Annotated in this window: 20 protein-coding genes, 1 tRNA gene and 1 pseudogene; 8 read left to right on the top strand and 14 right to left on the bottom strand. The window is 53.1% G+C overall.

Features of this window, described 5'->3' with window-relative positions:
* Nucleotides 1-55: 55 nt before the first annotated feature.
* On the top strand, nucleotides 56-1,147 hold the full coding sequence (locus tag CMUST_RS12940; RefSeq protein WP_047262858.1) for a LacI family DNA-binding transcriptional regulator: 1,092 nt from the start codon (nucleotides 56-58) through the stop codon (nucleotides 1,145-1,147).
* Here the strand turns inward: CMUST_RS12940 and otsB are convergent.
* Nucleotides 1,108-1,887, bottom strand: a complete 780-nt coding sequence (otsB, locus tag CMUST_RS12935) for a trehalose-phosphatase (protein WP_047262857.1) — start codon at nucleotides 1,885-1,887, stop codon at nucleotides 1,108-1,110. The two genes, CMUST_RS12940 and otsB, sit on opposite strands and share 40 nt — an antisense overlap.
* Before the next feature lie 252 nt (nucleotides 1,888-2,139).
* Here otsB and CMUST_RS12930 point away from each other — a divergent pair, with 252 nt between their 5' ends.
* Entirely contained in the window at nucleotides 2,140-3,597 is a 1,458-nt protein-coding gene (locus CMUST_RS12930) for an IS1634 family transposase (RefSeq protein ID WP_052844640.1), read from the top strand.
* 16 nt (nucleotides 3,598-3,613) lie between these two features.
* Here CMUST_RS12930 and CMUST_RS12925 read toward each other — a convergent pair.
* The 5 genes and pseudogenes from CMUST_RS12925 to thrE (CMUST_RS12905) all read right to left on the bottom strand — a co-directional run.
* Nucleotides 3,614-3,757: pseudogene (locus CMUST_RS12925) on the bottom strand (trehalose-phosphatase); the annotation flags it as partial.
* A 16-nt stretch (nucleotides 3,758-3,773) separates the two neighbouring features.
* Entirely contained in the window at nucleotides 3,774-4,295 is a 522-nt protein-coding gene (locus tag CMUST_RS12920; protein WP_047262855.1) for a hypothetical protein, read from the bottom strand.
* Complete coding sequence (locus CMUST_RS12915; protein WP_047262854.1) at nucleotides 4,288-5,748, bottom strand: alpha,alpha-trehalose-phosphate synthase (UDP-forming); 1,461 nt, start codon at nucleotides 5,746-5,748, stop codon at nucleotides 4,288-4,290. Before CMUST_RS12915 ends, CMUST_RS12920 begins: the two co-directional genes overlap by 8 nt.
* A 15-nt stretch (nucleotides 5,749-5,763) precedes the next feature.
* The gene (locus CMUST_RS12910) at nucleotides 5,764-6,087 is read right to left on the bottom strand and encodes a hypothetical protein (protein WP_047262853.1); all 324 of its coding nucleotides are present in this window, start codon (nucleotides 6,085-6,087) and stop codon (nucleotides 5,764-5,766) included.
* Nucleotides 6,088-6,176: 89 nt separating this feature from the next.
* On the bottom strand, nucleotides 6,177-7,595 hold the full coding sequence (gene thrE, locus CMUST_RS12905) for a threonine/serine exporter ThrE (protein WP_047262852.1): 1,419 nt from the start codon (nucleotides 7,593-7,595) through the stop codon (nucleotides 6,177-6,179).
* A gap of 172 nt (nucleotides 7,596-7,767) precedes the next feature.
* Between thrE (CMUST_RS12905) and CMUST_RS12900 the strand changes: the two genes are divergently transcribed.
* Nucleotides 7,768-7,840, top strand: a tRNA-Thr gene (locus CMUST_RS12900).
* 592 nt (nucleotides 7,841-8,432) lie between these two features.
* On the opposite strand, the gene thrE (CMUST_RS12890) is transcribed toward CMUST_RS12900, so the two are convergent.
* Genes thrE (CMUST_RS12890) through CMUST_RS12875 form a run of 4 tightly spaced genes read right to left on the bottom strand, consistent with a single transcriptional unit; the run spans nucleotide 8,433 to nucleotide 13,242 of the window.
* Nucleotides 8,433-9,848, bottom strand: coding sequence for a threonine/serine exporter ThrE (gene thrE, locus CMUST_RS12890; RefSeq protein ID WP_047262850.1), 1,416 nt, complete (start codon nucleotides 9,846-9,848; stop codon nucleotides 8,433-8,435).
* Between the two features lie 12 nt (nucleotides 9,849-9,860).
* Nucleotides 9,861-11,210 carry an MFS transporter gene (locus CMUST_RS12885; protein WP_047262849.1) on the bottom strand — a complete coding sequence of 450 codons (1,350 nt, stop codon included), beginning with the start codon at nucleotides 11,208-11,210 and terminating at the stop codon, nucleotides 9,861-9,863.
* 42 nt (nucleotides 11,211-11,252) lie between these two features.
* A complete protein-coding gene (locus CMUST_RS12880) occupies nucleotides 11,253-11,789 on the bottom strand; it encodes a TetR/AcrR family transcriptional regulator (RefSeq protein WP_236690119.1) in 537 nt (178 codons plus the stop codon).
* Nucleotides 11,782-13,242 carry an MFS transporter gene (locus CMUST_RS12875; protein ID WP_047262847.1) on the bottom strand — a complete coding sequence of 487 codons (1,461 nt, stop codon included), beginning with the start codon at nucleotides 13,240-13,242 and terminating at the stop codon, nucleotides 11,782-11,784. Before CMUST_RS12875 ends, CMUST_RS12880 begins: the two co-directional genes overlap by 8 nt.
* A 175-nt stretch (nucleotides 13,243-13,417) precedes the next feature.
* On the opposite strand from CMUST_RS12875, the gene CMUST_RS12870 reads away from it, so the two are divergent.
* Nucleotides 13,418-14,122 carry a response regulator transcription factor gene (locus CMUST_RS12870; protein ID WP_047262846.1) on the top strand — a complete coding sequence of 235 codons (705 nt, stop codon included), beginning with the start codon at nucleotides 13,418-13,420 and terminating at the stop codon, nucleotides 14,120-14,122.
* Nucleotides 14,123-14,158: 36 nt separating this feature from the next.
* Nucleotides 14,159-15,607 carry a sensor histidine kinase gene (locus tag CMUST_RS12865; RefSeq protein WP_047262845.1) on the top strand — a complete coding sequence of 483 codons (1,449 nt, stop codon included), beginning with the start codon at nucleotides 14,159-14,161 and terminating at the stop codon, nucleotides 15,605-15,607.
* A 346-nt stretch (nucleotides 15,608-15,953) separates the two neighbouring features.
* On the opposite strand, the gene CMUST_RS12860 is transcribed toward CMUST_RS12865, so the two are convergent.
* Entirely contained in the window at nucleotides 15,954-16,598 is a 645-nt protein-coding gene (locus CMUST_RS12860) for an esterase/lipase family protein (protein ID WP_047262844.1), read from the bottom strand.
* 6 nt (nucleotides 16,599-16,604) lie between these two features.
* Nucleotides 16,605-17,033, bottom strand: coding sequence for an HIT family protein (locus CMUST_RS12855; RefSeq protein ID WP_047262843.1), 429 nt, complete (start codon nucleotides 17,031-17,033; stop codon nucleotides 16,605-16,607).
* A gap of 106 nt (nucleotides 17,034-17,139) precedes the next feature.
* Here CMUST_RS12855 and purD point away from each other — a divergent pair, with 106 nt between their 5' ends.
* Together purD and CMUST_RS12845 are read left to right on the top strand one after the other, a co-directional pair.
* Nucleotides 17,140-18,408, top strand: coding sequence for a phosphoribosylamine--glycine ligase (gene purD / locus CMUST_RS12850; RefSeq protein WP_047262842.1), 1,269 nt, complete (start codon nucleotides 17,140-17,142; stop codon nucleotides 18,406-18,408).
* A gap of 567 nt (nucleotides 18,409-18,975) precedes the next feature.
* Nucleotides 18,976-20,646: an Ig-like domain-containing protein gene (locus tag CMUST_RS12845; RefSeq protein ID WP_052844775.1), complete on the top strand. Its 1,671-nt coding sequence runs from the start codon at nucleotides 18,976-18,978 to the stop codon at nucleotides 20,644-20,646.
* Between the two features lie 107 nt (nucleotides 20,647-20,753).
* On the opposite strand, the gene CMUST_RS12840 is transcribed toward CMUST_RS12845, so the two are convergent.
* Nucleotides 20,754-23,405: a DUF5979 domain-containing protein gene (locus CMUST_RS12840; RefSeq protein ID WP_144414215.1), complete on the bottom strand. Its 2,652-nt coding sequence runs from the start codon at nucleotides 23,403-23,405 to the stop codon at nucleotides 20,754-20,756.
* Between the two features lie 347 nt (nucleotides 23,406-23,752).
* Between CMUST_RS12840 and purB the strand changes: the two genes are divergently transcribed.
* Complete coding sequence (gene purB / locus CMUST_RS12835) at nucleotides 23,753-25,192, top strand: adenylosuccinate lyase (protein WP_201779248.1); 1,440 nt, start codon at nucleotides 23,753-23,755, stop codon at nucleotides 25,190-25,192.
* A gap of 62 nt (nucleotides 25,193-25,254) precedes the next feature.
* Here purB and CMUST_RS12830 read toward each other — a convergent pair whose 3' ends face one another.
* A complete protein-coding gene (locus CMUST_RS12830; protein WP_047262839.1) occupies nucleotides 25,255-26,067 on the bottom strand; it encodes a class I SAM-dependent methyltransferase in 813 nt (270 codons plus the stop codon).
* Between the last annotated feature and the right edge of the window lie 72 nt (nucleotides 26,068-26,139).

The following is a 26,139-nucleotide window of genomic DNA, read 5'->3' as shown; positions in this document are numbered from 1 at the left end:
GCCGATGAGTGTGAAACGACAGATTTTATCCGCCCATTCGGCTAGGGTGACGGACATGCCGAAACGCAATTCCCGCAAGACATCCTTGGCGTCACTAGCAGAAGAGCTGGGGATTTCGCGCACCACCGTTTCTAATGCCTATAACCACCCAGAGCAGTTATCCGCGTCGTTGCGCGAACGAATTTTAGAAACCGCGGAACGCATGGGATACCCAGGGCCCGATCCGGCGGCGCGTTCGCTTCGTATGCGCAAGGTCGGCAGCATTGGGGTGCTTCTTACGGAACATTTGACCTATGCATTCGAGGACATGGCGTCGGTGGATTTCCTCGCGGGCATGGCGGAGGCGTCGATAGGCTCCCAAAATACTCTCACGTTGGTGCCAGCCGGGCCGATCAATGTTAATCCGGCGGCGGCGCTGCAACTGGTTAATTCCGCAGTGGTGGATGGCTTCGTCGTGTATTCGGTTGCTCACAATGATCCTTATTTGGAGGCGGCCTATACCCGGGGGCTGCCCACGGTTGTGTGCGACCAGCCCGCCACCGACACCCGGTTCCCGTTCGTCGGCATTGACGATTATGCTGCCATAGCCCCCGCCGCCCAGGCGCTTGTCGACGCAGGCCACCGCCGCATTGGCATTCTGTGTATTAGGCTTTCGCCCGAGGCCAACAATGGGCACGTCAGCCCGGAGCGGCTCGACAATGCGCAACACCACGTCCAGCAGGCGCGGGTGCGCGGTGCATTGGCTGTGTTTGCCCAGGCTGGAATCGAGCCGGAATCGGTGCCGATCATTGAGCGGCATATTAATAACCCGGTAAATAACGTGGCGGCGGCGCGGGAATTATTGGAAACCCACCCAGACCTCACCGCCATTTTGTGCACCACAGACACGATGGCGCTTGGGGCACTTAACTTTGCGACGGCTCAGGGGCTGCGGGTTCCACAAGACTTATCCGTCACCGGTTTCGACGGGATCACAGAAGCCCTATTGCGCGACGTGACTACCGTCATCCAACCCAATAAGGAAAAGGGTGCCTGCGCAGGGCGGGTGCTGGCGCGGATTATCGCAGGTGAGGATTACCCCGAACGCACCTTATTGCCGGTGGAATTTCATTCCGGTTCGACTGTAGCCCCGCCTAAACCCAGGTGATTACGGCGCAGGCGGGCCAGCTCGGCTAGAAACTCAGCCACGGCCGGAATATCGTCGACTCGTACCCGGGCGCGGGTCGCACCGGGGCCAACTTTCACCGAGAGGTCTGTGTTTCCCAACACCGCGAAACCGTCTTCGTCGGTGGCATCGTCGCCGATGAAGACGATGCCGGAGGGGCGTAGTTCCTTGCGGGCGGCGGTTATCCAGCTGCCTTTTGTCACGGTGGATACGGAAGCTTCCACGATGAATTTCCCCGGTTTTAGGTGAACCCCCGTAAGTGAAAGCTCGCACGCCTTATCGTAAATCGCCTGGGCTTGTTCTTTATCTTTAGCAGCAATCACGTGTAGTACCCGGTGATAGGGCTTGTATTCCACAAACGCCCCATCGACGTCGTTCGCTAACTCTTCAAACTGCTGCGTTACCAGCTCAAGGGCTTCGCGTTGCGCATCGGTTAACTCCATTGCGTTAATCGTTGATTCTGCCCCGTGGGAGCCCGCCAAAATAAACTCGTCGCCGAAGCCTGATACTGTACGTAGCCCTTCAAGATGCCTACCCGATAGGATCGCCACATCGGTGCGCGGGAGCGTCGTTAAGCTTTTGAGCGCAGCCACCGCATCCTGGTTTATCGGCACGTCGTACATGTCGGTGGAAAACCCAGCGAGGGTACCATCAAAATCTGACACAACCAGCAGGTAATCGGTGGCGGCTAAGGAATAAAGCTCATCGGCGGTAAAGGTCATAACCTAACCGTACCCGTTAAGATTGGGAGCTCACTAGCCGGACTGCAGGCTGCTCCAGGAACCGCGCCTGTGGATCGCTGCTCCTGAGTTGCACAGTGGTTTGTGGTTTTGGTGGGTTTGGTTGTGGGTGAGCTGGGGTTTTAGGGTGTTTTTTGGGTTTTTGTCGTACTAATTTGGTGGGTTTTTTGGGCTTGTTAGTCTTGTTGTGTGGTGCGGATTAGGAAAGTTAGGACTGCTAGCGGTGCGACTGCCGTGCAGATCGTGCGGGATGTGCATCGCCGAACTGTGGTGGATTATCATGTCGGTTCTGCCCATAACGAGATTGAACTTCACGCTTTACTCAAAAAAGCGCGTGATCTGCTTTACGCTGATCAGCTTGAGTTAGATCTTGAGTTACCAGTGGCAGGTGATACCGAAGACTCGTTGACGGTGGAGTCGATGACTGCTCGCGTATTATTGGATGTTTTTGCTTGTGCGTGGTCGACGCTTGGTTTTGATGCGATCTATCCGGTGGATTCTGTTTTTGCCCGCACTGTTTTTGCACGTGTAGTCCAGCCTTCTTCGAAGTCACAAGTACCCATGGTGCTTCAACGGTTAGGGTTACCTGCTGTTCATCGCAACACGGTTTCAGCTGCAGTGAAAACAGCTTTTGATGAGGATAAGTACAGTGCGTTTTCCCGAGCATGTTTTGATTTCAGCCTGGCACGTGGCACAGTAGCGTGGGTGCTTTATGACGTTACGACGTTGTATTTTGAAGCAGATCGTGAAGACGATTTACGTAAAGTGGGGTACTCGAAAGAGCGTCGTATCGATCCACAGGTTGTTGTGGGACTGCTTGTTGATAGCCGTGGACTTCCCTTGGAAATTTCCTGCTTCGAGGGAAACAAAGCAGAAGCACTCACCATGATTGATGTACTGAATAGCTTTCGCAGGCGGCATAACGTGGAAAATATCATTGTTGTCGCCGATGCTGGCATGATTTCTGCGGACAACTGCAATCATCTAGAAGCGCTTGGGTTTCAATTCATTATCGGGGCAAGAATGTCCAAAGCTCCCTACAAGATGGATATGCCCATCAATGAGACAGGACACGCTATTGATGATGGGCATATCGTCGAATCAACGAAAACAATGGGCCCTAGCACAACTCACCGAACCACACGGCGAATGGTCTGTCAGTATTCACACAAGCGATTTGCCAACGACAAGCACACTCTTGCCAAGCAACGTCAACGTGCTGAAGAAATCGTCACAGGAACGCGGAAACAAAAACGGGCACGGTTTGTTACCCACACCAGCGGCCATTCTGAGTTCAACACTGATGATTTTGAAAAAGCGTCACAACTAGCAGGCTGGAAAGGATACATCACCAACATCTCGGCCGAGGACATGTCAGGTGAACAAATCATTGCAACATATCATGACCTATACGAAGTGGAACGAAGTTTCCGAATGGCAAAAAGCGACCTTCAAGCCAGGCCAATGTACGTACGGAAAGAAGATTCCATCCGCGCCCACCTAAATCTCGTCTTTGTCGCCCTAGCCGTCGCACGTTTCCTACAAGATCTCACCGGATTCAGTCGACAAAAAATCATCAACATCCTCGAACCCTTACGAGACGTAACCATCAACACACCCCACGGCCCGATAACCATCCCCACAAAAATCACACCAGAAGCCCAAGAAATCCTCAACAAAATGTCGTACTAAAACTGTGCAAGTCAGGTTTGAGCGCAGCCACCGCATCCTGGTTTATCGGCACGTCGTACATGTCGGTGGAAAACCCAGCGAGGGTACCATCAAAATCTGACACAACCAGCAGGTAATCGGTGGCGGCTAAGGAATAAAGCTCATCGGCGGTAAAGGTCATAACCTAACCGTACCCGTTAAGATTGGGAGCTCACTAGCCGGACTGCAGGCTGCTCCAGGAACCGCGCCTGTGGATCGCTGCTGCGAACCGTGAGTATCACCTCATGGTCCGAGGGCCTGGTAAGGCTATATTCGCTGGCTTTGAAAAACTCCACCATTGCGTCATGAATAAACTGGGCATGCCCGGTACAGTTTTCCTCGTTGACCTCATCGAACTCGATGCTATCAACCCGTAAAATATCCGCCTTCACCTCGGTCGCAGGATCGCCTGGTGAGCTGGATTTCTCGCTGGCATCTTGGTAAAAACTAACGATTCCTTGTAGCGGTACGCAACCAGTGAAACCACTGATGGTGGTATTGCCGAAATTGATGCTAACCAATCCTGCGATGGAATCCGGCACCGTTGACGGATACTCCGGCGAGGTATAAACATCAGCTACTTGCCAGGATGTGTTACTCAGCGGGCTTTCAACCCCACAACCAGATAAAACGGCCACACACAATCCTGCAGCACCAACCATCCGAATCCTGTTATTCATCTACAACTCCATTGTCGCCATCGCCCGCTGAATACAGGCATTGTAGAAAAGCACCCGCCCACACATCCACATCGTGTTGTATCACCTGTTCATGCAGTTTAAGCATGCGGCTGCGGGCAGTTTCCGGGTCGGATTCCAACGCGCGAATTGCATGGAGAATTTGGCGTTTGACCGATTCTATATCAAATGGGTTGCACAGATACGCCTGTGATAGTTCTTCGGCCGCACCTGCGAATTCGCTCAATACTATTGCGCCAGACCCGTCGCCATGGCACGCCACGTATTCTTTTGCCACCAGATTCATGCCGTCTTTGTATGGGGTAACCAGCATGACATCCGCCGCGCTGTAGAGTTCTACCAGCCGGGATTTCGGTACCGCCACGTGGTGGTAACTGACAATCGGTTTCCCTAGCTTGCCAAACCTGCCATTGATCCTTCCGACCGCTTCTTCGACTTCGCGCCGGGTTTCTTGGTAGTGGTCGATGCGTTCCCGCGATGGAGTGGCGATTTGGAGGAATACGGTGTTGGTATCGATGGCTTCAAGTTCATGAAGCTCTTCCAATGCCCGCAGTCGTTGCAGTATGCCTTTGGTGTAGTCCAGCCGATCCACTCCCAGAATCAACAGGTCTGGGTTGTCTAATTCCGCACGAATTGCGGCAACGTCAACGTCAGTGTTCAAAAATGGGCTAGGGTCGATGGAAATTGGAAATGCACCAACTCCTACCCGCCTGCCGTCGGAGGTGGTGATAAAGGCGGTGACATCCCGCACCGATACTGTGCCGGACACTTCGCTACCCGATAGTTGCTCAGCCACATCAAGAAAGTTTCGGGCATTGGATTCCAAGTGGAAGCCGATAAGGTCCGCCCCTAAAACACCTCGCAGCAACTCTTCTCGCCACGGAAGTTGTCGGTATAAATCCGGAGCTGGAAACGGAATGTGAAGGAAGAACCCAATGGTGAGATCCGGGCGAATTTGCTGCAAAATCCCAGGCAATAACTGTAGTTGGTAGTCCTGAATCCACACCGTCGCACCTTCGGCAGCTACAGTCGAGACCTCAACGGCGAATTTTTGGTTTACCTCCCGATATGCTTCCCACCATTCCCGGTGGTAGCGGGGATGAACGATGAGGTCGTGGTACAGCGGCCAGAGGGTGGCATTGGAAAACCCCTCATAGAAGCCTTCAAAGTCCGCTTCGCTTAAGGTAACCGGGTGCAATAACACACCAGTTTCGGTGCGGAACGGCTCAGGCGCCTCACCGATGGTTCCCGGCCAGCCAACCCAGCATCCGCGATGATGCTCTAGAACGGGGCTAAGTGCAGTGACCAAACCACCAGGGCTGGGGGTCCATTCGTGATTTCCATCTGCATCGATGGTTAAGTCCACCGGAAGCCGATTAGCCACCACCACAAAATCGTTGGTGGTGTAGTCGCTTTCTACGGCGGAAGTATTCACAGCTCTGGTACCTTTTTAAGCTTTCTTGGTGGCCTTGGTTGCTTTTTTCGTAGTCTTCTTAGTGGTTTTCTTGGTGGTCTTTTTCGCAGTAGACTTCTTTGTTGTCTTTTTGGCCTTCTTGGTGGTTTTCTTCGGCGCGGTAGCTTCTTCATGCTCTGCCGATACCTTCCGGTAGGACAAACCTTCCGGTTCAACCCCAAGCATGCACATCAGTGTGACGCCGTCAAAGAAATCCTCTGCATACGAAGCCACAACACGGCGGGCTGCCGCAGCGGTTTCCGCCTCAACGGCGTGCAATGATTCGGCGGGGTTACGGGTGTCAGTGACCTTTGGTGGCAAGGTCGCCTCCTTTAAACACGAAGAATACGATAACGGTGCAAATCCATGATTCTACGCTATTTTGCCCCACATGGGAACAAAAGTGAGCCTTATGGGCGTCGAAAAGCACGGTAGAAGTTGAGCCGAGGTGGACGTCTCAGCAACCGGGCGAGCCATTCACCCAACACCACCCCAGCGGCGAGCGCTGAGGCAATCGATAACGCCACCGCCATGTTGGTAAACCCCACCAGCATTTGCTCATTCAATGCTGCATACATACCCCGATAGATAGCCAAACCAGGCAGTAGCGGGGTAATGCCACTGATCGCAGTCATAAGTGGCGGGATCAGGTAACGCCGCGCCAACAAACCACCTGCGAACCCAATAACGGTCGCCGCGATAGCTGTCGCTGTAATCACCGACATATTGGTCGGCAATAGCACCAAATAATAAATACCCGCCCCAACACCTGCGGTGCAGCCCGCAACTATCACCGACGACACTTCCGCGTAACAGGCCACTGCGAAGCTTATCGACGCCACCATACCCGCAGCCACCCGCACCGTCGAAGTGGACAAATTCGGGGATAGCAGCACAGGTTCCAACGGCGGCAAAGTCATGCCCAGCAGCCCCGAGACCTGAATGCCAATACCCACCCCCGCAACAATGGCGCTGGTTAACAGCAACGTTTCGAAGAACCTAGCGCTGGCGGTGACCGGCGCACCAGTAATCCCATCTTGTAACGATTGCACCAAGGTCAGACCAGCCAACATAACGACGATCCCCGCCGCGATGATATGCGATGGAGCGATCGTTATTCCTGCTGTAGTCGCCCAGCTAAACACCATGCTGGCTGGCACAGTGGCTATGAAACCACCGAAGATGTTTTGGAAAAACGGTGGCAGTCGATGCTTGCTCAACAACGTATTGCACACAATGATCGCTATGCCGATAACGAACGACACCAATGCCACCAACGGGCCGCCGCCAAGCATCACCGACACAGCGGCCGCAAATACCCCCCAACCCACCAGTGACGTCTTGAAACCATAGGTTGCGGGGGAACGGTGTAAACCGTCCAAAATTTTCTCCGCCAATTCTGGCGATGTGGCACCTGCCTGAATCGAGCGGATAAGGCGGTCCACCTCGCTTAACTTAGAAAAATCCGTTCGCATGTGGCTAACAACCCGAAACACGCTCACCGGGGTTTTCTTTTCAGTACCCACCGTGCTGAAAATCGTGATGGTGTTAAGCGTAATGTCCACATGCGCATAGTGGAGGCCGTAGGCCGATGCCACCGCATGGATTTGGGCAACTGTGTCCCTATTGGATGTGCCTGAGGACAACAAAATGTCGCCTATTCGGGCGGCTACATCCATCACGCCGGCCACTTGTGCAGGGTTGGTGAGGTCCACCGGCGCCAGGGGGGAGGGCGGTGGTGCTGCTTTTACCGCGTCGATGGTGGCTATTCGGCCGTGATGCTGGGGCCAGATATTCCATTGCCGCAGCAGGTCCTTTAGTGTTTTCACCGCACACACCAATCATCACGCCAGGGGTTTACATTGCTTCTGCAACACATTACCGGCTAAGCGCACCCTGCACCTACACCGCAGCACACACGCCCGAATTGTTCTTAATTGGATTATGCGCCGAGTTTTAGTACTATTCTCCTCGTGCATGAAACAAATGTTTCTTGCATGTGCTGGAGTGGCGCAATCGGTAGCGCAACGGTCTTGTAAACCGTAGGTTGCGAGTTCAAGTCTCGTCTCCAGCTCATAAAACAAATGGTCACAGGCTTTTAGCTTGTGGCCATTTCTTATTTTCACCTAACAAATGTCCTTTTAAAGTCCGATATTTCCCACAATCTAATAACCCGCCGCTGTGTGCTGCGAAGGTGGGAAATGGGGCTGGGGTTGTGGGTATGGTTTTGCGGAAATGCAGCATTGAGGTTTGTTCAGGTAGTGGTGGTTGTGGGGCTGTGCTGCGAAGTGTGCCTGTGCGGTTGTTTTTCGGCATCTTGCTGTGAGGTTTCGCAGCACACGGGTTGTGGGGATAATGCTTGAGTACTGCGTGATCGTCGTGTGCTGCGAAGCGTGGGAATGGTGACAGGTTGTGAGGCTGTTCGAGCAGGTTTCGCAGCACACGGGTTGTGCTGGGGGATTGTTGTGTGCTGCGAAGGTGGGAAATGGGGCTGGGGTTGTGGGTATGGTTTTGCGGAAATGCAGCACTGAGGTTTGTTCAGGTAGTGGTGGTTGTGGAGCTGTGCTGCGAAGTGTGCCTGTGCGGTTGTTTTTCGGCATCTTGCTGTGAGGTTTCGCAGCACACACAATAGTGCAGGGTGAAAGCGTATTGCTAGCGGTAAAAGGCTAGTTGAAGAATCCAGAGGAGCTTCCCATGATGCGGGCGAGTTGTTTGTAGCTGGCCAGGCCGCAGGGGCGGCGAAGTTTTCGGGCGATCCATTCGCCAAAGACCACACCAGCCGAAAGGGCAGTCGCGGTGGCGAGAGCTAGGGTGAGATTGGCAAAACCCACCAATACTTGGTCGTGTAGCACACCATACATGCCCCGGTAGATTGCCAGTCCGGGAAGAAGCGGGGTGACCCCAGCGATGGTGACGATCAGCGGTGGGATATGGAACCGGCGCGCCAACAGGCCACCGAGCAGGCCGATGAAAACGGCGGTGACGGCTATCGCGGAAACTCCATCAAGCACGGTTGGTTGCAGCGCAAAGTAATACAGGCTGGAACCTGCGAGTGCGGTAAGCCCTGAGACTGCAACGGAGGGCCATTCGGCGTAGCAGGCGCGGGCAAATGCAGCCGAGGCAAGTGCCCCGCCGAGTACACGGATGGAATTGGAGGCGAAGTTGGGGACGGCGACAGTTTCCATGGGCGGCAGTGGCATATTTAGTGCGTTGGATAGTTCGATGCCGATACCTACCCCGGCCACGATTCCGCAGGTGATGATGATCGTGTCGAAGAATCGGGCATTGCCAGTCACGGGTGCGAAGGTGACCCCGTTTTGGATGGCTTGTACGAGTGTGAGTCCGGCCAACATCGCGATGATGGATGTGCCGATGACCATGCTGGGGCGCAGGATCAGTCCGTAGTCAGTGCCTATGTGATAGGCCAGCGCGGCGAGAACCGCCGCGAAGATGCCCCCGGCCACGTTTTGGAAAAATATTGGTAGCCGAAGCCGTCCCAGGAGTGCGCCGAGTGCGATGATCGCTGCGGCGGCCAGCATGGATAGTAGTGATACTGCGAGGTCGCCACCGATGAGCATGGATACTGCACCACCCATGCAGGCCCAGGCGGTAATGACCCCGGTTAAGCTTATCGACGCTTTGGCGTTGCTGATGTCTGAAAGGCGCCGTTGGGCGTCGGCAAGTGAGGCGTGTCCGGTGTGGATGTCGCGGATCAGCGAGTCGACTTGACGGAGTTTTTTGAAGTCTTGGGCCTGGGCGGGGATGACCCGGATGACGTTGATGGGGTCGCGCGGGTTATTGTCTACTCGGGCAAATAGTCGAATGCGGCTGTGGGTGAGATCAACGTGACAGTCCCAGAGGCCGAAGGATTCGGTGATGGCTTTGACGTGTTCGGCGGCATCGGAATTGGTGGAACCGGCGCAAATGAGTATTTCGCCGATGTGCCCGGCAACGTCTAAAACGGCGGCGATTTCGCTGTGGTCGTTGAGGTCGAGTGGGGCGAGGGGGCTGAGTGGCGGGGCGGCCGCCACGTCGATGGTGGCGGTTGCTGGGTTGGTGGTGCGGCGCCGAAACAGCTTCATAATTGTGTGAGTTTAAACCATTGTGGTGTCTACTTTGTGGGGCTGGCGGACGAAAACCAAAACGGTGGCGCCGGCAAGCAAGATCAGGGCGATGCCGAAAATTCCAGCGCGGTCGCCACCGAATAGGATGGCGAAGATAGAAAATGCGATGGGGGCCATCCAACTAACGGCACGGCCGGTGGTGGCGTACAGGCCGAACATTTGTCCTTCGTGGCCTGCTGGTGCCATGCGGGAGAGGTAAGTGCGGGATGATGACTGGGCTGGCCCGACGAAGAGGGTCAGGATGAGGCCGAAGATCCAGAAATTGGTGGGGCCTTCCACGAAGTACAGGATGAGGCAGTCGATTACCATGGCGGTGAGGGCGCCGAGGATGACGGGTTTCGGGCCAATAAGGTCATCCAGGTAGCCGCAGATCACCGCGCCTAGTGCGGAGATGAGGTTGGCAGCGACGCCGAAAATGAGGACGTCACCTGCGCTGAGCCCGTACACGCTGACGGCGAGGACGGCGCCGAATGTGAATACGCCTGCCAGTCCGTCGCGGAAGATCGCGGAGGAAATGAGGAAGAATACGGCGGAGCGGTCCTTTTTCCACAGAACGACGAGGGTGCGTATCAATTCTTTGTAGGAGTCAACCACGCCGCCGGTTTTAATGGCAGGGTTGGGGAGAACTTCCGGGACACGGAACATGGTGGGTAGAGCGAAGAGGAGGAACCATATAGCGGCAAGGACTGCGGTGAGTCGGATGTTGAATCCGCCTTCTGTGCTTAGGCCTAATAGTCCGCCGTTGTTGTTTATCATGCCGAAATAGCAGATTAAGAGCAGGAAGATTCCGCCGAAGTAGCCAAGTGCCCAACCGAAGCCGCTGACTCGACCGACGTTTTCTTCTGTGGATACTTGATTGAGCATGGCGAAGTAGCTGACTTCTGCGAGCTCGTAGGTGACGGAGCCTAATGCGAGGAGACTGATACCGATCCAGAAGTACATGGGGTCGTCGTTGCGTATGAAAAACAACGCCAGCATGATCAGGAACGTGATGACTGTCCAGCGGCGGACGCTTCGGCGCCGAGTGCCGCGGGCATCGGAGCGCTGGCCGACCACGGGAGCAATCAGTGCGATAAGTACCCCGCCCACACCGATGGCGAAGCCGAGCCAGGTGGTGGGGGAGAATGAGGAGTCGATGGTGGTGCCGACTGAATCCGTCAGGTAAACGGAGAACACAAAGGTGATGAGTACTGCGTTGAATGCGGCTGAGCCCATATCCCACAATGCCCACGCGATGACAGTTTTCTTGTCAGTACGTTGGCTGTGGGCGAGCAACTCTTCACCAGTGGGAGCTTGTGTTGTCAGCACAGATTGAGTCATGAAGAACACTCTAATCCGTGTGCTATTAAGAACTGAAGTGGATTAGTGTGGGGGCACACATTCGTCGTAAAGCGCTAGGGCGGAAGAGACTAGTGCGGTGCGTTGCTGATCGGTGAGGACGAAGCCGTTGACATGGTCATGAACCCATAGTCCGTCGGCGATGACGTTGAGTAAATACAGTCGGGGGATCTTGGTAATTGTTTCTTCTGATACGGACCAGCGGCGCATCACATCAAGCCAGGGTTCTTGCATTGTCGGGTTGCCCACAGCATCGAGCGCCAGCCGTAGATCCGACAGAGTTGCCGATTGGGACATCACGATGAAGCTTGCCCGTACTCGGGTGCGTTCGTCGATATTCTCGGCAGTACCGCCCGCCGCAGCGATCATCTCTTGTTCCCAGGTATGTGCTAGTTGTTCGTGCATCGCACGCAGGAGAGCGTCGCGGGAGGGAAAATGATAGATCAGCCCAGATTTGCTTAGGCCAGTTGCGGCGGCCAGAGATTCGTAGGTGAGGTGGTTAAGCCCGTGCTTTTCGACGATGTCAATGGCCGTTTCAATCAACAATGCTCGTTTACTCATGCGCATATTCCGGCTCCTTCGGATTTCCTGCCAATAATACGGCGGTGATCAAAGCAGCGACCAAGGCTACTGTACCTGCGACACCAAGCACCAGCATGTAGGCGGTGTCGAATGCGTGGTGTGCTTCAAGCGCATATATCGGGTGGTGGAGACCACGATCAAAATCGGAGGCAACCTCCGCTGGGGCGAAATAGGCATATAGGGCGGGCAGTAATGAACCTAAGACAGCCACCGTTAAAAGGGTGCCAAATTCGTAGGAGACTTCTTCCACGGCGGATGCCATGCCAGCTCGTTTAGCGGGGGCGGAGCCGATGATGGCGGTGGAAGTTACCGACATTACGAGTCCTCCGCCTGCGCCGAGCGCGATCATGCCCGCCACGAATAGTGAGAATACTTCCGCGTGGGCGCCCCATACGGCGATAGCGGCGCCGACTGCCATGACAATAAAGCCACCAGAGATCAGGGGGCGAAACCCTACTCGGTGCAAGGTTGCGCCGCCGAGAATGGAGGTGGGGAATGCGGCTAAGGCAGCGGTGGCGGTGAGCAGTCCTGCCTCTAGGGGACTAAAGCCAACGGATAATTGGAAGCGTTGGGTGGTCATTAGTTCGCTACCAGCGAGAACGAACATGGCAACGCCTGCACCTAACACTCCGGCGCTGAAAACCGGATTGGTGAAAATATCTAGGCTGAGGATGGGTTCGGGGAGAAGCTTTTGCCTACGGGAGAATAAAAACCCGCCGATAACGATCAAAGCTATGGACATGCCAAGCAAACTCGTGATGCCTGCGTTGGTGATTTCTTTGATAAACACCACGACTCCAACCATTGCCACCATCGCCCATAGGGAGGAGAGAAAATCCCAATGTCGATCCGGTTGGGCGATATTTTCTGGCGCCAACGCGAAGGTTGCGATCAGTGCCACAATCACCACTGGGACATTGATGAGAAACACCGAACCCCACCAGTAGTGTTCCAAGAGAAGTCCGCCAATCACTGGTCCGGATGCCGCGCCTAAGGTAGCGACAGCCCCCCAGACGCCAATAGCGGTGTTACGTTGACGTATGTCGGTGAATGTAAGTCGAAGCAAGGCCAAGGTGGCGGGCATCATGGTTGCCGCACCCACACCCAAAGCTGCGCGCGCCGCGATGAGAAATTCCGGAGTAGGGGAAAACGCTGCGGCTAGAGATGCAAGCCCGAAGATGACCAAGCCAATTTCAAACATGCGGCGGTGGCCGATTTTATCCCCCAGGGTGCCGGTCCCGAGAAGCAGGCCAGCGAGAACCAGCGGGTAGGCGTTGATGATCCATAAGCCTAAAACCTCACTGGTGTGAAGCTCACTGCGCAGGGTAGGCAGCGCGGTGTAAAGGATGGAATTATCCACCCCGATCATGAAAAGACCGAGGGAGATGATTCCTAAAAACAGCCACCGGTGGGTGGGGGACAATTGACTCATGCTAGCAAACTATACCGAACGAACGTTACAGTTTGGAATTGTGGTGTTCACAGCCTATTGCCAGTAAGCAAGCAGTACTCCTACAGATCAATCCGCTTAACTTAGTTGTGCATACATCGCATCCGTGGATCGTCGAAAAGCATACAAACCCCATACATAAGGAACAATAAGAGGCATGAAGGAAAATACCACCCGTGTACTTGTCGTCGACGACGAGCCGAATATTGTTGAACTACTCACAGTCAGCCTCAAATTCCAAGGCTTTGAAGTAGCCACCGCCACCTCAGGAATGAAAGCTTTGGAAGTAGCCAAAGAATTCAACCCTGACGCATTCATCCTGGACGTCATGATGCCTGGTATGGACGGCTTCGAATTGCTTCCGAAACTACGGGCATTGGGTTTCGACGGCCCGGTGTTATTCCTCACCGCCAAAGACGCTGTCGAGCACCGGATTCACGGATTAACCATTGGTGCCGATGACTACGTAACCAAACCATTTTCCTTAGAAGAAGTAATCACCCGGCTACGAGTCATCCTGCGCCGTGGGGTCCAAGTAGAACAGGTAGCCGACGATTCGGCAATCCTGACCTATGCCGATCTTGAACTTAACGACGACACCCATGAAGTCACCAAAAACGGTGAAGTTGTGGAACTTTCACCCACCGAATTCAACCTACTGCGCTACCTCATGCTCAACGCGGAGGTCGTGTTATCCAAAGCCAAAATCCTCGACAACGTGTGGCACTATGACTTTGGCGGCGATGGAAACGTCGTCGAATCCTACATCTCCTACCTGCGCCGCAAGATCGATACGGGTGACGTCCCACTCATACACACAGTCCGGGGCGTTGGATATGTTCTGCGTAAACCCCGTTCCTAACCATCGCATCGCCCCCGCAATGAGAAAGTACCACCCGTGAGCATCACCCCAGATTCAGCAGAACATGCACCAGAGAGGCGTCGGAAAGCAGTAACCCGTGCCCCCCGGGAATACCGCGCCGGGCTGCCGCTGAGGTCTGGGTTGGTATTTGTTACCGTCATTGTCGCCGCGATGGGGCTTTTAGCCAGCGCCATTGGCATCCAACAAACAATGTACGACGTGACTTTCTCCCGGGTTGACGAAGACTTACAAAAAGGACTGAATACCTGGGCGAAACAGGACGAACTTTTCCAAGAAGATTTCGCGAAAGATTTTGTTTTACCCTCCGAATTTTTCGTCTACCGCCACTATGCTGATGGCAGCTATACCGCCATCAATGCAGGTGGCGGAGGGCCTGACCTGCCCGACATCAGGCAGGTGTATTTCACCACTGAACCACAAATCATCACTAGCATTGACCCGAAAAAATCGTCAAGCCAGTGGCGGGTTGTGGCTGACACCTATAAAGATTCCATCATCGTGGTGGGCAAACGCATCGATCATGAGCACTTATTGCTGCGCAGGCTCGCAATGGGACAACTCATCATCGGCTTGATCGTGGTGCTACTCATCGGGGTTGTGAGTTACTTCATTATCCGGCACACGCTGCGGCCGCTGCGCGCAGTGGAAGAAACCGCAAAAGCCATTGCCACCGGCGACCTCGACCGCCGCGCTCCGGTTCTCCCAGAAAACACCGAAGTGGGTGCTCTGTCTCGGTCGATCAATGTGATGCTCGAACAGCTACAAAGCCTCATTGTGGAGCTTCAGGCAAAAGAAACCCAAATGCGAAGATTTGTGGGCGATGCCTCCCACGAACTCAGAACCCCATTAACCAGCCTCAAAGGATACGCTGAGCTTTATCGCTCTGGTGCTACTGACAACGTGGGCATGGTAATCGAAAAAATCGAGGAAGAAGCTGGCCGAATGGGACTTCTAGTTGAAGACCTGCTTAGCCTCACCCGCTGTGAAGAGGCCCGCTTCGAACACGCTCCGGTGGACATGCTGGAAGTAGGACTTGCAGTTACCAGATCGCTGCGCGGAGCATATCCGGATCGGCATATCGACGTGGTTAATAACGCCGCCGAGGCGCCTACTGTCACTGGCGATGCCGCACGGCTGCACCAAGTTCTCACCAATCTGGTGGTCAATGCACTCAAACATGGCGGTGAAGAAGCCGATGTGAAACTGGTCGTTGATACCTCCGAAACGGAAGTTATTTTAGATGTCATCGACAATGGAATTGGCATGTCCGAAGAAGACGCCTCCCACATTTTCGAACGCTTCTATCGCGCTGACACCTCCCGCACTCGCGCAACCGGTGGCTCCGGTCTAGGCCTTGCGATCGTAAAGAGCATTGTGGAATCTCACGATGGAACAGTTACGGTTGACACAACCCTAGGCGAAGGCACCACATTTACCCTTCGGCTACCGAAACGCACAATCTAGGGTCTCTTCCGGTAACGAACCAGCTAATCAACTCATTCCCGTGTGCTGCGAAGTTGGCTTTGTCGGGTGCCTTTCCACACCCTGGGGCGAGGTTTCGCAGCACACAGGAGTGGGTTGGTTAGTTGGTGTGCGGATTCTCTTGTGTGCTGCGTTGTGGGTAATTAGGGGCGCTGTATGGGGGTCGGAAGTATAGGTTTGCAGCACACAGCTTGGTGGGCGATAGCGTGTGTTTGTGGCCCGGAATATGTGTGCTGCGAAGTTGGCTTTGCGAGGTGTTTTTCCACACCCTGGAGCGAGGTTTCGCAGCACACAGGCAAAGAGGAGAGTGCAGTGGAATTGTTGGTTACTAGAGGTCTAATGCGGTTAAGACTGGTTCGATTAATTGGGGCAGCAATTCGTGGCGCACACCAGTAACACGACGGATGTTGCCAAGGGTTGCGGACTCAACGGGAACGTATCGGTCGGCGTCTGAAACAATCGAGGTTATCCGAGTGGTTGGGGGAAGGTGCACTGGTAGTAACTCTGGTTGGAAAAGATCGCGGAAGACCGGGCCAGCAACTGCTGCGGTGATGGTGGTGACGATGCGGCGTCGAAAAGCGGAAGTGGTCGGGTAGGGCACACCGCGAAAACACGCCCCCAGTCCCACCAAAGTTGTTATCAGCGTTGGACGGGCGCAGGCGATGCGAAGCCCTAGCAGGCCGCCAGCGGAATGGCCCACGATAGCTATGCGGGAAACCTCGTGTTGTTTGACGTAAGAGTCGATGGTGGTCAGTAACTCAGCAAGAGACTTCTCAAGCCGGTTCGTACCTCTGTTACCGTAGGCTGGGGCAAACACCGGCACACCCCGTTCGATAAGAGCCGCAGCGGGCGCGGCGAAGTTCCCCGGTGAAGCTATCGCACCATGGATAAAAACTACCGGGGTTTCATCGGGTTGCGGGGGCCGTGAGTGCGGAAACGTCCCACGGGTTGGTAGGAGGGTAACGATTGGCACGAGCTGCTAACTGTGGCTAAAACCAGCGTCATCGGTGTTCAAAGCGGCGCGTAGCTTGGTCGCAGCTTCGTCCATTAATTCCGGGTCGGTGGCGGACATTGCCATCGCATTGCTGAAATCATAATCGGACATCTGTGACGTCGGGAACACATGGATATGCGTATGCGGAACATCAAAACCCGCAATGATATACCCAGCACGAGGGCTGGAAAATGCGGAAATCACGGCTTGCCCCACGCGCTGAGCTACTTCGTTGAGTTTGAGCCACACGCCAGGTTCCAAGTCAGTCCACCGGTCGACCTCTGCCACGGGTACCACCAATGTGTGACCATAGGCGAGGGGCTCAATGGTTAAAAATGCCACGACTTCATCATCGCGATACACAAAGCGCCCCGGTAATTCACCAGCGATAATTTTGCTAAAAACACTACTCATGGTTACTCAGCCTACCGACACTTAAAGCACATGGTGGATTGTCGTGTTCTTGGGTGGGTAGATAGGTGATTAAGGTTGTGAATCGAACACGATACAATAAGCAACCATGCGCATTCTTCTCATCGGTTCGGGCGCCCGTGAACACGCCCTAGCACTCGGTTTAGCAGCAGACCCAGCAGTCACAGAATTACATGTGGCACCAGGAAACGTTGGAATTGGTGAAATCGCCACGATCTACCCAGAAATAACTGCGGTGGACAATCCCGATACCATGTTGGAACTGGCACAAAAGATAAACGCCGATTTAGTGGTGATCGGCCCGGAAATTCCGCTGGTAGCTGGTGTTGCAGATATATTGCGTTCCCATGGTTTCGCTGTGTTTGGCCCGAATAAGGATGCTGCCCGCATTGAAGGTTCCAAGGCATTTGCTAAGGATGTAATGGCTGCTGCCGGAGTGAAAACCGCGCATGCTGAACAGGTGGTTCCCGGTGCCACGGCGGAAGAAATTGATGCTGCACTTGACAATTTCGGCCCGAATTTTGTGGTGAAGGATGACGGTTTAGCTGGCGGTAAAGGGGTAGTAGTAACAACTGACCGTAAAACTGCACGTGCACACATGGAGGCCGTATTGCATGCTGGTAATCCGGTGCTTTTAGAAAGCTTCCTCGACGGCCCCGAGGTATCGCTGTTTTGTCTGGTAGACGGCGAAACCGTGGTTCCGTTGTTGCCCGCACAGGATCATAAGCGGGTAGGGGATAACGATGAGGGCCCTAACACCGGCGGTATGGGGGCATATTGCCCGTTGCCGTGGTTGCCTGAGGACGGCGTGCAACGCATAGTAGACGAAGTGTGCGTCCCAGTTGCGAAGGAGATGGTGGCGCGCGGCTGTTCCTATTCCGGCCTGCTATACGCTGGATTGGCCTGGGGTGCGGACGGCCCGGCGGTAGTGGAGTTCAATTGTCGGTTTGGTGATCCAGAAACACAGGCTGTTTTGGCATTACTTCAAACCCCACTGGCAACGTTGTTGCATGCAGTTGCGACCGGAACGTTGGATAAGCAACCGCCGTTGGAGTGGGCGGACGGATTCGCGGTCACAGTGGTGTTAGCTGCCCATAATTATCCGGGTACTCCGCGCCTTGGAGATGCAATCACTGGAGCGGAATCAACGCAGGTCCGGCACGCTGGTACCGCCCGCGCCGCGACTGGGGAATTGGTGTCAGCTGGCGGCCGGGTCCTCAACGTTGTTGGGACGGGGGCGACGCTTTTCGACGCCCGCAACTCGGCGTATTCCGTTTTGTCACAGATTGCACTACCTGGAGGTCACTTCCGCTCAGATATTGCTCTTCCTGCGGTGGAAGGCAGGATAAGCGTCTAGTTCCGGTGCAGCTTCGGCCCCAGTTTTCAGGTATCTACGGCTTTGCTTAGTCATGCCGTATTCCTGGAAAACTGGGGTTTGTATTTCATGGTGAAATGAGAGTTTGTTAATGGTTAGTTTCCTGGGGAAATGCGCGCAGGCAAAAGCTTTCCTGTGTAAAAATCCAAAGTTTTCTTAATTTTGCATGATGGTGAATGCATTTCGCACAATTGAAATTGTGCACGCGATTTTTTAATGCGTTGTGCTTGATTAAAACTGTTCCGTGGGATTTTGTGTCAAAATCAAGGGTCGAAAGCTTAACGTGGAACTTAATAACCTATTATTATTGTTCCAAATAGGGGTAGACGGAAGGGGAGGGTTTGGGGTGGTGGACGTCACATCCTATGAAAGCAATAGCGCTGTGTCCTGCAACGAGGTTATATCGAGAAGGTTTTAAGCGAATTTTGGGATAGTTTAATAAACTTGCAATCGTTGTTGTCGGAAAATACGCTTGTTAAACTTCAAGAAAACGTTATTAATCTAGCGGTTATGTTGTCATGTTTCCGCTAAGTGAAGGGAGGAAGCTCTATGATGAATGCTGTTCGTGTTCGTAAATCGGCAACAGCCATCGTTGCGGCTGTTGCCGTTTTATTTAGCGGCCATCTAACCGTACCGGCCTACGCTGACACCGCAGAGATCAACATCACGAACGTGAAAGTTGAGAGTAAAAATTCTGGTGAAGGATCCAAACCTACTGACACCATTCGTCAGTGGGAAAAGGCAACTTTTGCAGCTGATTGGGAAGCTCCCAACGGAGTAAAGGCTGGTGACACCTTCACCGTCAAGTACCCAGATGGCTTCAAGCTATTTGCGATGCAGGATTTTGACCTGACGGGTAAAAATAACGAAGTTGGTGGCAAGTGCAAAGTTGTGCCAGCTGAAACTCAGATTGAATGCACGTTCAATGAAGCTTTTGTTGGTCGTGACGATGTTCGCGGTACTCTTTTCAGCACCCTGCAAGCAACTGAAGCTCGTAAGTCCCGGGATGTTGAGCTAACCATCAACGGAAACCGAACCATCACGGCACAACTACCTGGTGATGGCGACGGCGTAACCCCTGATGACAATGGCGTTCCAAGCGATTTCAGCAAGTGGGGATGGTATGACGACGACGGCAAGCACGGTATCTGGGTTCTCAACCTGCCAGGGTCCGAGCTTGTTGGACAAAAACGACTCACTGTTGAAGACTCCTTCACCAACGACAGCTACCCACATAAGTTCACCAACTGCGGTGGCCAATGCGAGGTCTACCTTGATTCTTACAAGGCAATCAAAGATGGCGATAGCATCAAGATCGGTGACCACGTGGGGTTCATCGGCACAGGGATTCAGAACATTCAGCGAACTGACAAGACCCTGAAATTCGACATCGTTGAGCCTTACGAGGGTTGGGATGAAAACCTTTACTACCGTGTGTACTACCGCACTGTGACAGAAGACGAAAACTTCGCTCCACAGGGCAAGAAGACCACCAATAACGCTCGTATCAACGGCAAGGAAACCACTGCTGTTATTGAGCGTACCGAGGTTAGCGGTGGCACCATCCAAGGTGTTGACCGCCAGTCCTTCGCGGTGAAGAAGGTTCTTGCGGAATCTATGGATAAGGACATCATCCCGCAGAACACCAAGTTCACCATTCAAGCGAAGTACAACGATGGTTCTGCTGAAAAGACTGAAAAGATTCAGGTTGGTCTTGACGGAAAACTTGTTTCCGGTAATGCGAAACTGCGTAAGGGAACCAAGGTGACTTTAACCGAGGTTGACTTGCCTAAGATCGACGGCGTTACCTTCGGCGATCCAGTATTCGCACCGCTTAAGGCTAACGACCCTAACGTCGAAATTTCCGCAGACAAGAAGTCCGCTGTTATCACCATCGTGAATGAAGAAAATGTTGGTGTACAGGTTACCAACATCGCTCAGAAGGATTCCTCTGGTGGCGGAATTGGCAACGGAAGTTCCGGTTCTAGCGACAACAAGAATCTCTGGTGGCTGTTGCTTCTGGTTCCGCTGATCGGTGGTCTGGTTGCACTGTTAGCTAACCAGTTCCCGAACCTTGGTAAACTGTTACCACCACTTGGTGAGCAGCCTAAGGGACCAAACAACCCACAGGGTCCAACCAAGGATAGCAATAAGCCAACCCCACCGCTGGGTGAGCAACCTACCCCGCCATCCAAGGACCTCGGGCCAAAGAAAAAGTAAGCGATATCTTCCTGCCCGATAGCGCCTTTTGGGTGTAACGGGTATAGAGAGCAAAACGGCGTCACATTTCGATGTGACGCCGTTTTTAATGTCCGATGTGAATGGGTTTAGATTCGTGGAAGCCCTAGGCCACTGAGGAAGGAATTGATTTGTGCCTTGATGTCAGAATCTGGTGTTTTCTCAGTCTTTTGATCGGCACGCTTCGGAATGCCCTTCTTCCCAGCCGGAGGCTGAGGCGCAGGCTGCTTCAGCATCTTTACGAGATGCTTGAGCAAGAGACCAATGGTTACAAACACTACCGGGATAGCGATTGCTGCTATCCATCCCAATGGGATGCCTTTGCCCTCGTTAGGGATGTATTCGATTGTGGGAGTTACGATCGTTGGCTCGCCAGGTTCACCAATCCTAAATACATGTGGTTGCGGTGGGGCAATATGGTGATCAGGAACCTCACCATCTGGTTCGCCGTCAGGCGTTATTGAGCATTCTGTTCCAATTGGGAACTTCTGTTCCGTGGTCACCCTCCCGTTGGCAGGTACCTCGATGGTGTGATGTTCAATTTTTCCATCCACAGTACAACTGAACGAGTAATTGAAAGTTTTTCCGGTGACGTCAATCGTCGGTGGCACGATCTTGTGCTCGATGATAAACGGAACCAAGATACGGGAATACGGGTTCGTGATGATTGCGGTTTGAGGCTCTTCGGTTACCGTAACGGTGGCCGATTCAACAGTTCCCAACTCATATCCAGGAATCTGTGCGGTAGCGGTATCCTCAGTGACCTTGCAACTGCTTCCCACTGGTATCTTGTTCGGGATGGTAGCAACTGTATCTGTGCCGGTTACGCTGAGATTTCCAGCAATGGTTCGTTCCGGGGTTTCCGGCACGGTGCATTCATAACCGACGGTAAACCTGTGATCCTTGGTTACTGATGGGTCTGCTAAGCCAGTAGCTTTAATGCTCACGTGTACCTGTCCCATAGGTTCGATGTAGGTGTGATCGAACACGAACTGGGTATGTGGATCGCTTACTACCTTTTGCTCAACGATGGGGGTGTCGGTGGCTGGTGTCACGGTGCGAACACCATCGAGATTAATGCTGGTTGGATCTTCAGTTACGGTACATGACGTGCCAGCCGGGAAACGCCCAATTTCAACCCCTGGGTCTGGGGTGTTGGCCGGTACGGTGGTTTTAGCAGTTGAGCTACCGAGCACTTTTCCGTCTTTGGTGCATGAGTAATCAAAGCGGTATTGGTGTCCGGTTAGCTTCGGGGTTCCGCTGGCAGTAGCTTTGACATACACCGGATAGGTTGGTTCTGGTTTATTTTGGGTGTAGTCATAATTGAAGACTACTTCGTTCGTGAGGCCCTCATTTAGCCAGATGAACTTGACGCGGTCGGGAATCTGTGGCAAATGCCACCCAGGAATTTGTGCCTTTTCGCGATTCTCAGTGATATAGCAGCGTGCTCCGCTGGGATGGCCTTCGTTGGGGGCTGGAACGGTTTGGTTATTGCCCTTAACATCGACAAATTCTTGATCTCGACGATATTCGATGGAAAAGCACTTGATGCCAAAGGTGTACTTTTTTTCGGTAGCTTCCGGAGCGCCTGACGTGCGCACCCGGATAAGTGGTTTTCCTTTCAACAGCCTTTCGGGTGGACCATCAATAACCAACGCTACATCTTCTGCGCCAGCTATCCGGGTGGTGCTCGTAACGCTCGAATCTTCGCGTTCCCAGGTGTGATACTGCGGGTCTGTCTGGTATTCAAGGACATAGAAGTAGTCGGAATCCGGTTTCACGGAAGCTGGAAGTTCAAATTCCATGCGGGCGCTGTGCACATCGCCTTTCTTCAGTGGCGTATCACCGCGCTGCGGTTCGAACTGTATTGTTTTGGGATTCCTTACCACTGCGATCGGGCGATAGTTAGTGATTTGATACCCGTTTTCGTCTTTAGCTGCTTCATAAATTGTGAGCCGCGGGTTAAATTCCGCCGAGTAAAGATCGGGAAGGTCGGTTTTGAAAATATGTGGGTAACCAGATAAAACCTCGGTAACTGTGAAACTTTTACCGCCCTGTTTCTTTACTAAGTCGCCAGGAATCTCAACCTTCCACTGCGCAGTATCGCGAAGAAGCGTCTTCATGGTTTTCTTGATGGTTTCTGGGTAGCGTTGCGTGCTCGGGGAAATCCCTGGGGTGTTGTTGGGAATAGTTCCGGCAATCTCACCTGCACCGTTGTTAACGGAAATAGTGAAGTCGTTTTTGTCAAATGGTTTGACCACCTGAGCAATGATTTCCAATTCGCCAGCCCACTTCTTTATTTTTTCTGGCTGATGGTGTTGAAAGGATCCACATTGAATCGTCGTATCGTAATCTGGAAACGAGTGGCAAATTCCGCCAGCTATGGGTTCATCATCGCCATTGGCTTCTGCGATTTCCGAAAAGGCTTTTCTGGCATTAAATGATAGAAACGACGGGAAGTTAAACGAGAAAACTTTGCCGTTTTGCAGAAACTGCCCTTCCTCCAACTCCCATACCATGTTGATTCGAACCTGGTCATTCACTCGAATGTCACCAGGAACATCTCTGCCAGTTTCATCGACTCGCGTAATTGTTGGCGAAGAGGCGTTGACGTTGACAAAGTTCCCTGTTTTGGGGCGCAAATAGTCGTCTTGGGAATAGTGGGCTTCAGCTTCGAATTCAGTTGCATACGCTGTTGGGACGTTGAGCTGCGTGCTGGACAACGCTATGAGCGACAGCATGCAGATTATATACGTCATTATTGTTCGCCAGGGGAGCAATGTATGACTTCCTTTCCGTTAAAATGTGATTCAGCTAAGATTATATTAAATATTTTAAAGATTAAAACCGCCGTTCCCGTTGCTTCGCAGCATGGTTTTCGGGATTCGCATGCTAGTTGCCCCTCACTGCCCATAGATACTCTTAAATAAATATAAGTTTAAGGAAGGTGGTGGGGTGGGCTATGTATTCATATTCGTATGGCAGCAGCATAAAAACTGGTTAATCGTAAAGCGCAGTTTTGCAGTAGTGACCTTTTTATACTTTCGCTGCGGTAAAGAAAGCTGGGATTAGAACAAAACATGCAATAATAAGCGGCGTGGCTGAAAAGAATTTGATCGCAAACGTCCTGTCCAATCGCTATGCCTCTGCGGAGCTTTCGCAACTGTGGAGTGCTGAGACGAAAATCATCTTAGAGCGACAGTTGTGGGTGGCTGTCATGCGTGCCCAACGAGATTTGGGAGTCGATATTCCTGCTGATGCGATTTCCGCTTATGAAGCTGTGATCGACCAGGTGGATGTGGAATCGATCGCGCAGCGGGAACGGATCACTCGCCACGACGTGAAAGCGCGGATTGAAGAGTTTAACGAGCTTGCGGGCTTTGAGCATGTGCATAAGGGCATGACGTCTCGCGACTTGACGGAAAACGTCGAGCAGCTGCAAATTTACCGCTCACTGGAATTGGTGCGGGATAAAGCCATCGCGGTTGTGGCTCGCATTGCACAGCATGCCGCAAATTATAAGAACCTGGTTATGGCTGGGCGATCCCATAATGTTGCTGCCCAAGCCACCACGTTGGGTAAACGGTTTGCTTCGGCAGCTGAAGAGTTGCTCATCGCAATCGAGCGGGTGGAAGGGTTGTTGGCGCGTTACCCATTACGTGGCATTAAAGGGCCGATGGGTACTGCCCAGGACATGTTGGATCTCATGGGGGGTGACGAGTCTAAACTAGCGTCGTTGGAAACCCTTATTGCCGATCACCTTGGCTTCAGCCGTGTATTCGATTCGGTCGGCCAGGTTTATCCACGTTCGTTGGATTTCGACGCAGTTTCCGCATTGGTGCAGCTTGGTGCAGCGCCCTCGTCGCTTGCTCATACGATTCGGCTTATGGCCGGTAATGAGATAGTCACCGAAGGCTTCAAAGAAGGTCAGGTTGGGTCGTCGGCTATGCCGCATAAAATGAATGCACGATCCTGTGAACGGGTGGGTGGCATGCAGGTTATCCTGCGTGGTTATCTAACGATGGTTGCGGATCTTTCCGGTCAGCAGTGGAATGAAGGCGACGTATTCTGCTCGGTTATCCGTCGTGTAGCGCTGCCCGATGCGTTCTTCGCACTTGATGGAATGTTCGAAACCTTCCTCACCGTGCTGGACGAATTTGGCGCATTCCCAGCAATGATCGACCGCGAGTTGGAACGCTACCTGCCGTTTTTGGCAACCACCCGCATTCTCATGGCAGCAGTGCGCAGCGGTGTCGGCCGGGAGACAGCCCACGAAGTAATTAAGGAAAACGCTGTCGCCGTGGCGTTGAACATGCGTGAAAACGGTGGGGAACAAGACCTCATCGCGCGTCTTGCTGCCGACGACCGATTGCCACTAACCGAGACGGAGCTTAACGACGCGCTGGCTGACCGTCATGCCTTCATTGGCTCTGCCGAGTCACAAACTGAACGTGTATATGCGCGGGTGCAGGACCTAGTCAACCGATATCCTGAGGCCGCAGCTTACAACCCTGGCGATATTCTTTAACCTTATAAACCCATCGAAAGCCTTTAGCCACCGCTGAACTACAGGGCGGTGGCTACAAATACCTATCTTAAGGAAGTTCCATTAAACGTAATGGTTACTTGGTACATGCCTTTGATCTTCTCGAAGAACCAAAAGGCTGCACGGATTTGGCGCGGTATGGTGCGTCGTAAAGCGGCGGGAAGGTAATTAACGAAGTTATAGTTAACTGAAACATTTGCGATAGTCGGGCTGAAAGAACGAACCTCGAACGGATTATCCAGTTTAAACGGCATTGTGGTCGGAGTACCCTTTTTCGCAATCGAGCGTTCGCTCATTCGTATCACCCGCAGCGACTCGGAGTCGTAGGTTAACCACGCACCAGGAAACCGCTTCCCAAATTCATCTATGAACTTCGCAACCGCTGTAGGCTCCAGGTAATAAAACACCCCAGCTGCAATGGCGATAACACCCTTGGTCCCATCAACCTGATCAAACCATGCTGTATCCGTGAGCGAATAAGGCAGATCAACCTCGTTGGCAAGCGCGGTCAGCCACTTCTGGCGCACCTCGATTACGGAGGGGAAATCAAGGTTATAGACGGTGCATTCGTAATCAGTTAAGTCGTGCGCCAATTGATCTAATCCACACCCAAGGTTCACAATCGCCGCGCCGGGATGGCTTTCAAGGTAGCGTTTGGCCATGATAACGGTGATTTCATGCCGCAATCCATACACAAATGCGGGAAATTTTCCCAACGGTTGTGCGGGGGTTTGTGTCTTACGCGCGATCTCCTCAGCGTTCCCGAATGGCGGTTGTGTGAAAAGATCCGGATACTCGGTGGCGGCTTGGGAGCGGCCAAGCAGCGGGAAGAAAAGAGTGTGGGAAACGGTATCCATGATGTACCCTCCGTTGAATCTGGTTCTGCAAGCAGCATGCCGAAACTACATACTGCCTTCAATTACTTAGGG

The sequence above is a fragment of the Corynebacterium mustelae genome (assembly GCF_001020985.1).
GTDB classification, from domain to species: domain Bacteria; phylum Actinomycetota; class Actinomycetes; order Mycobacteriales; family Mycobacteriaceae; genus Corynebacterium; species Corynebacterium mustelae.
This window is presented reverse-complemented; position numbering and strand designations above follow the sequence as displayed.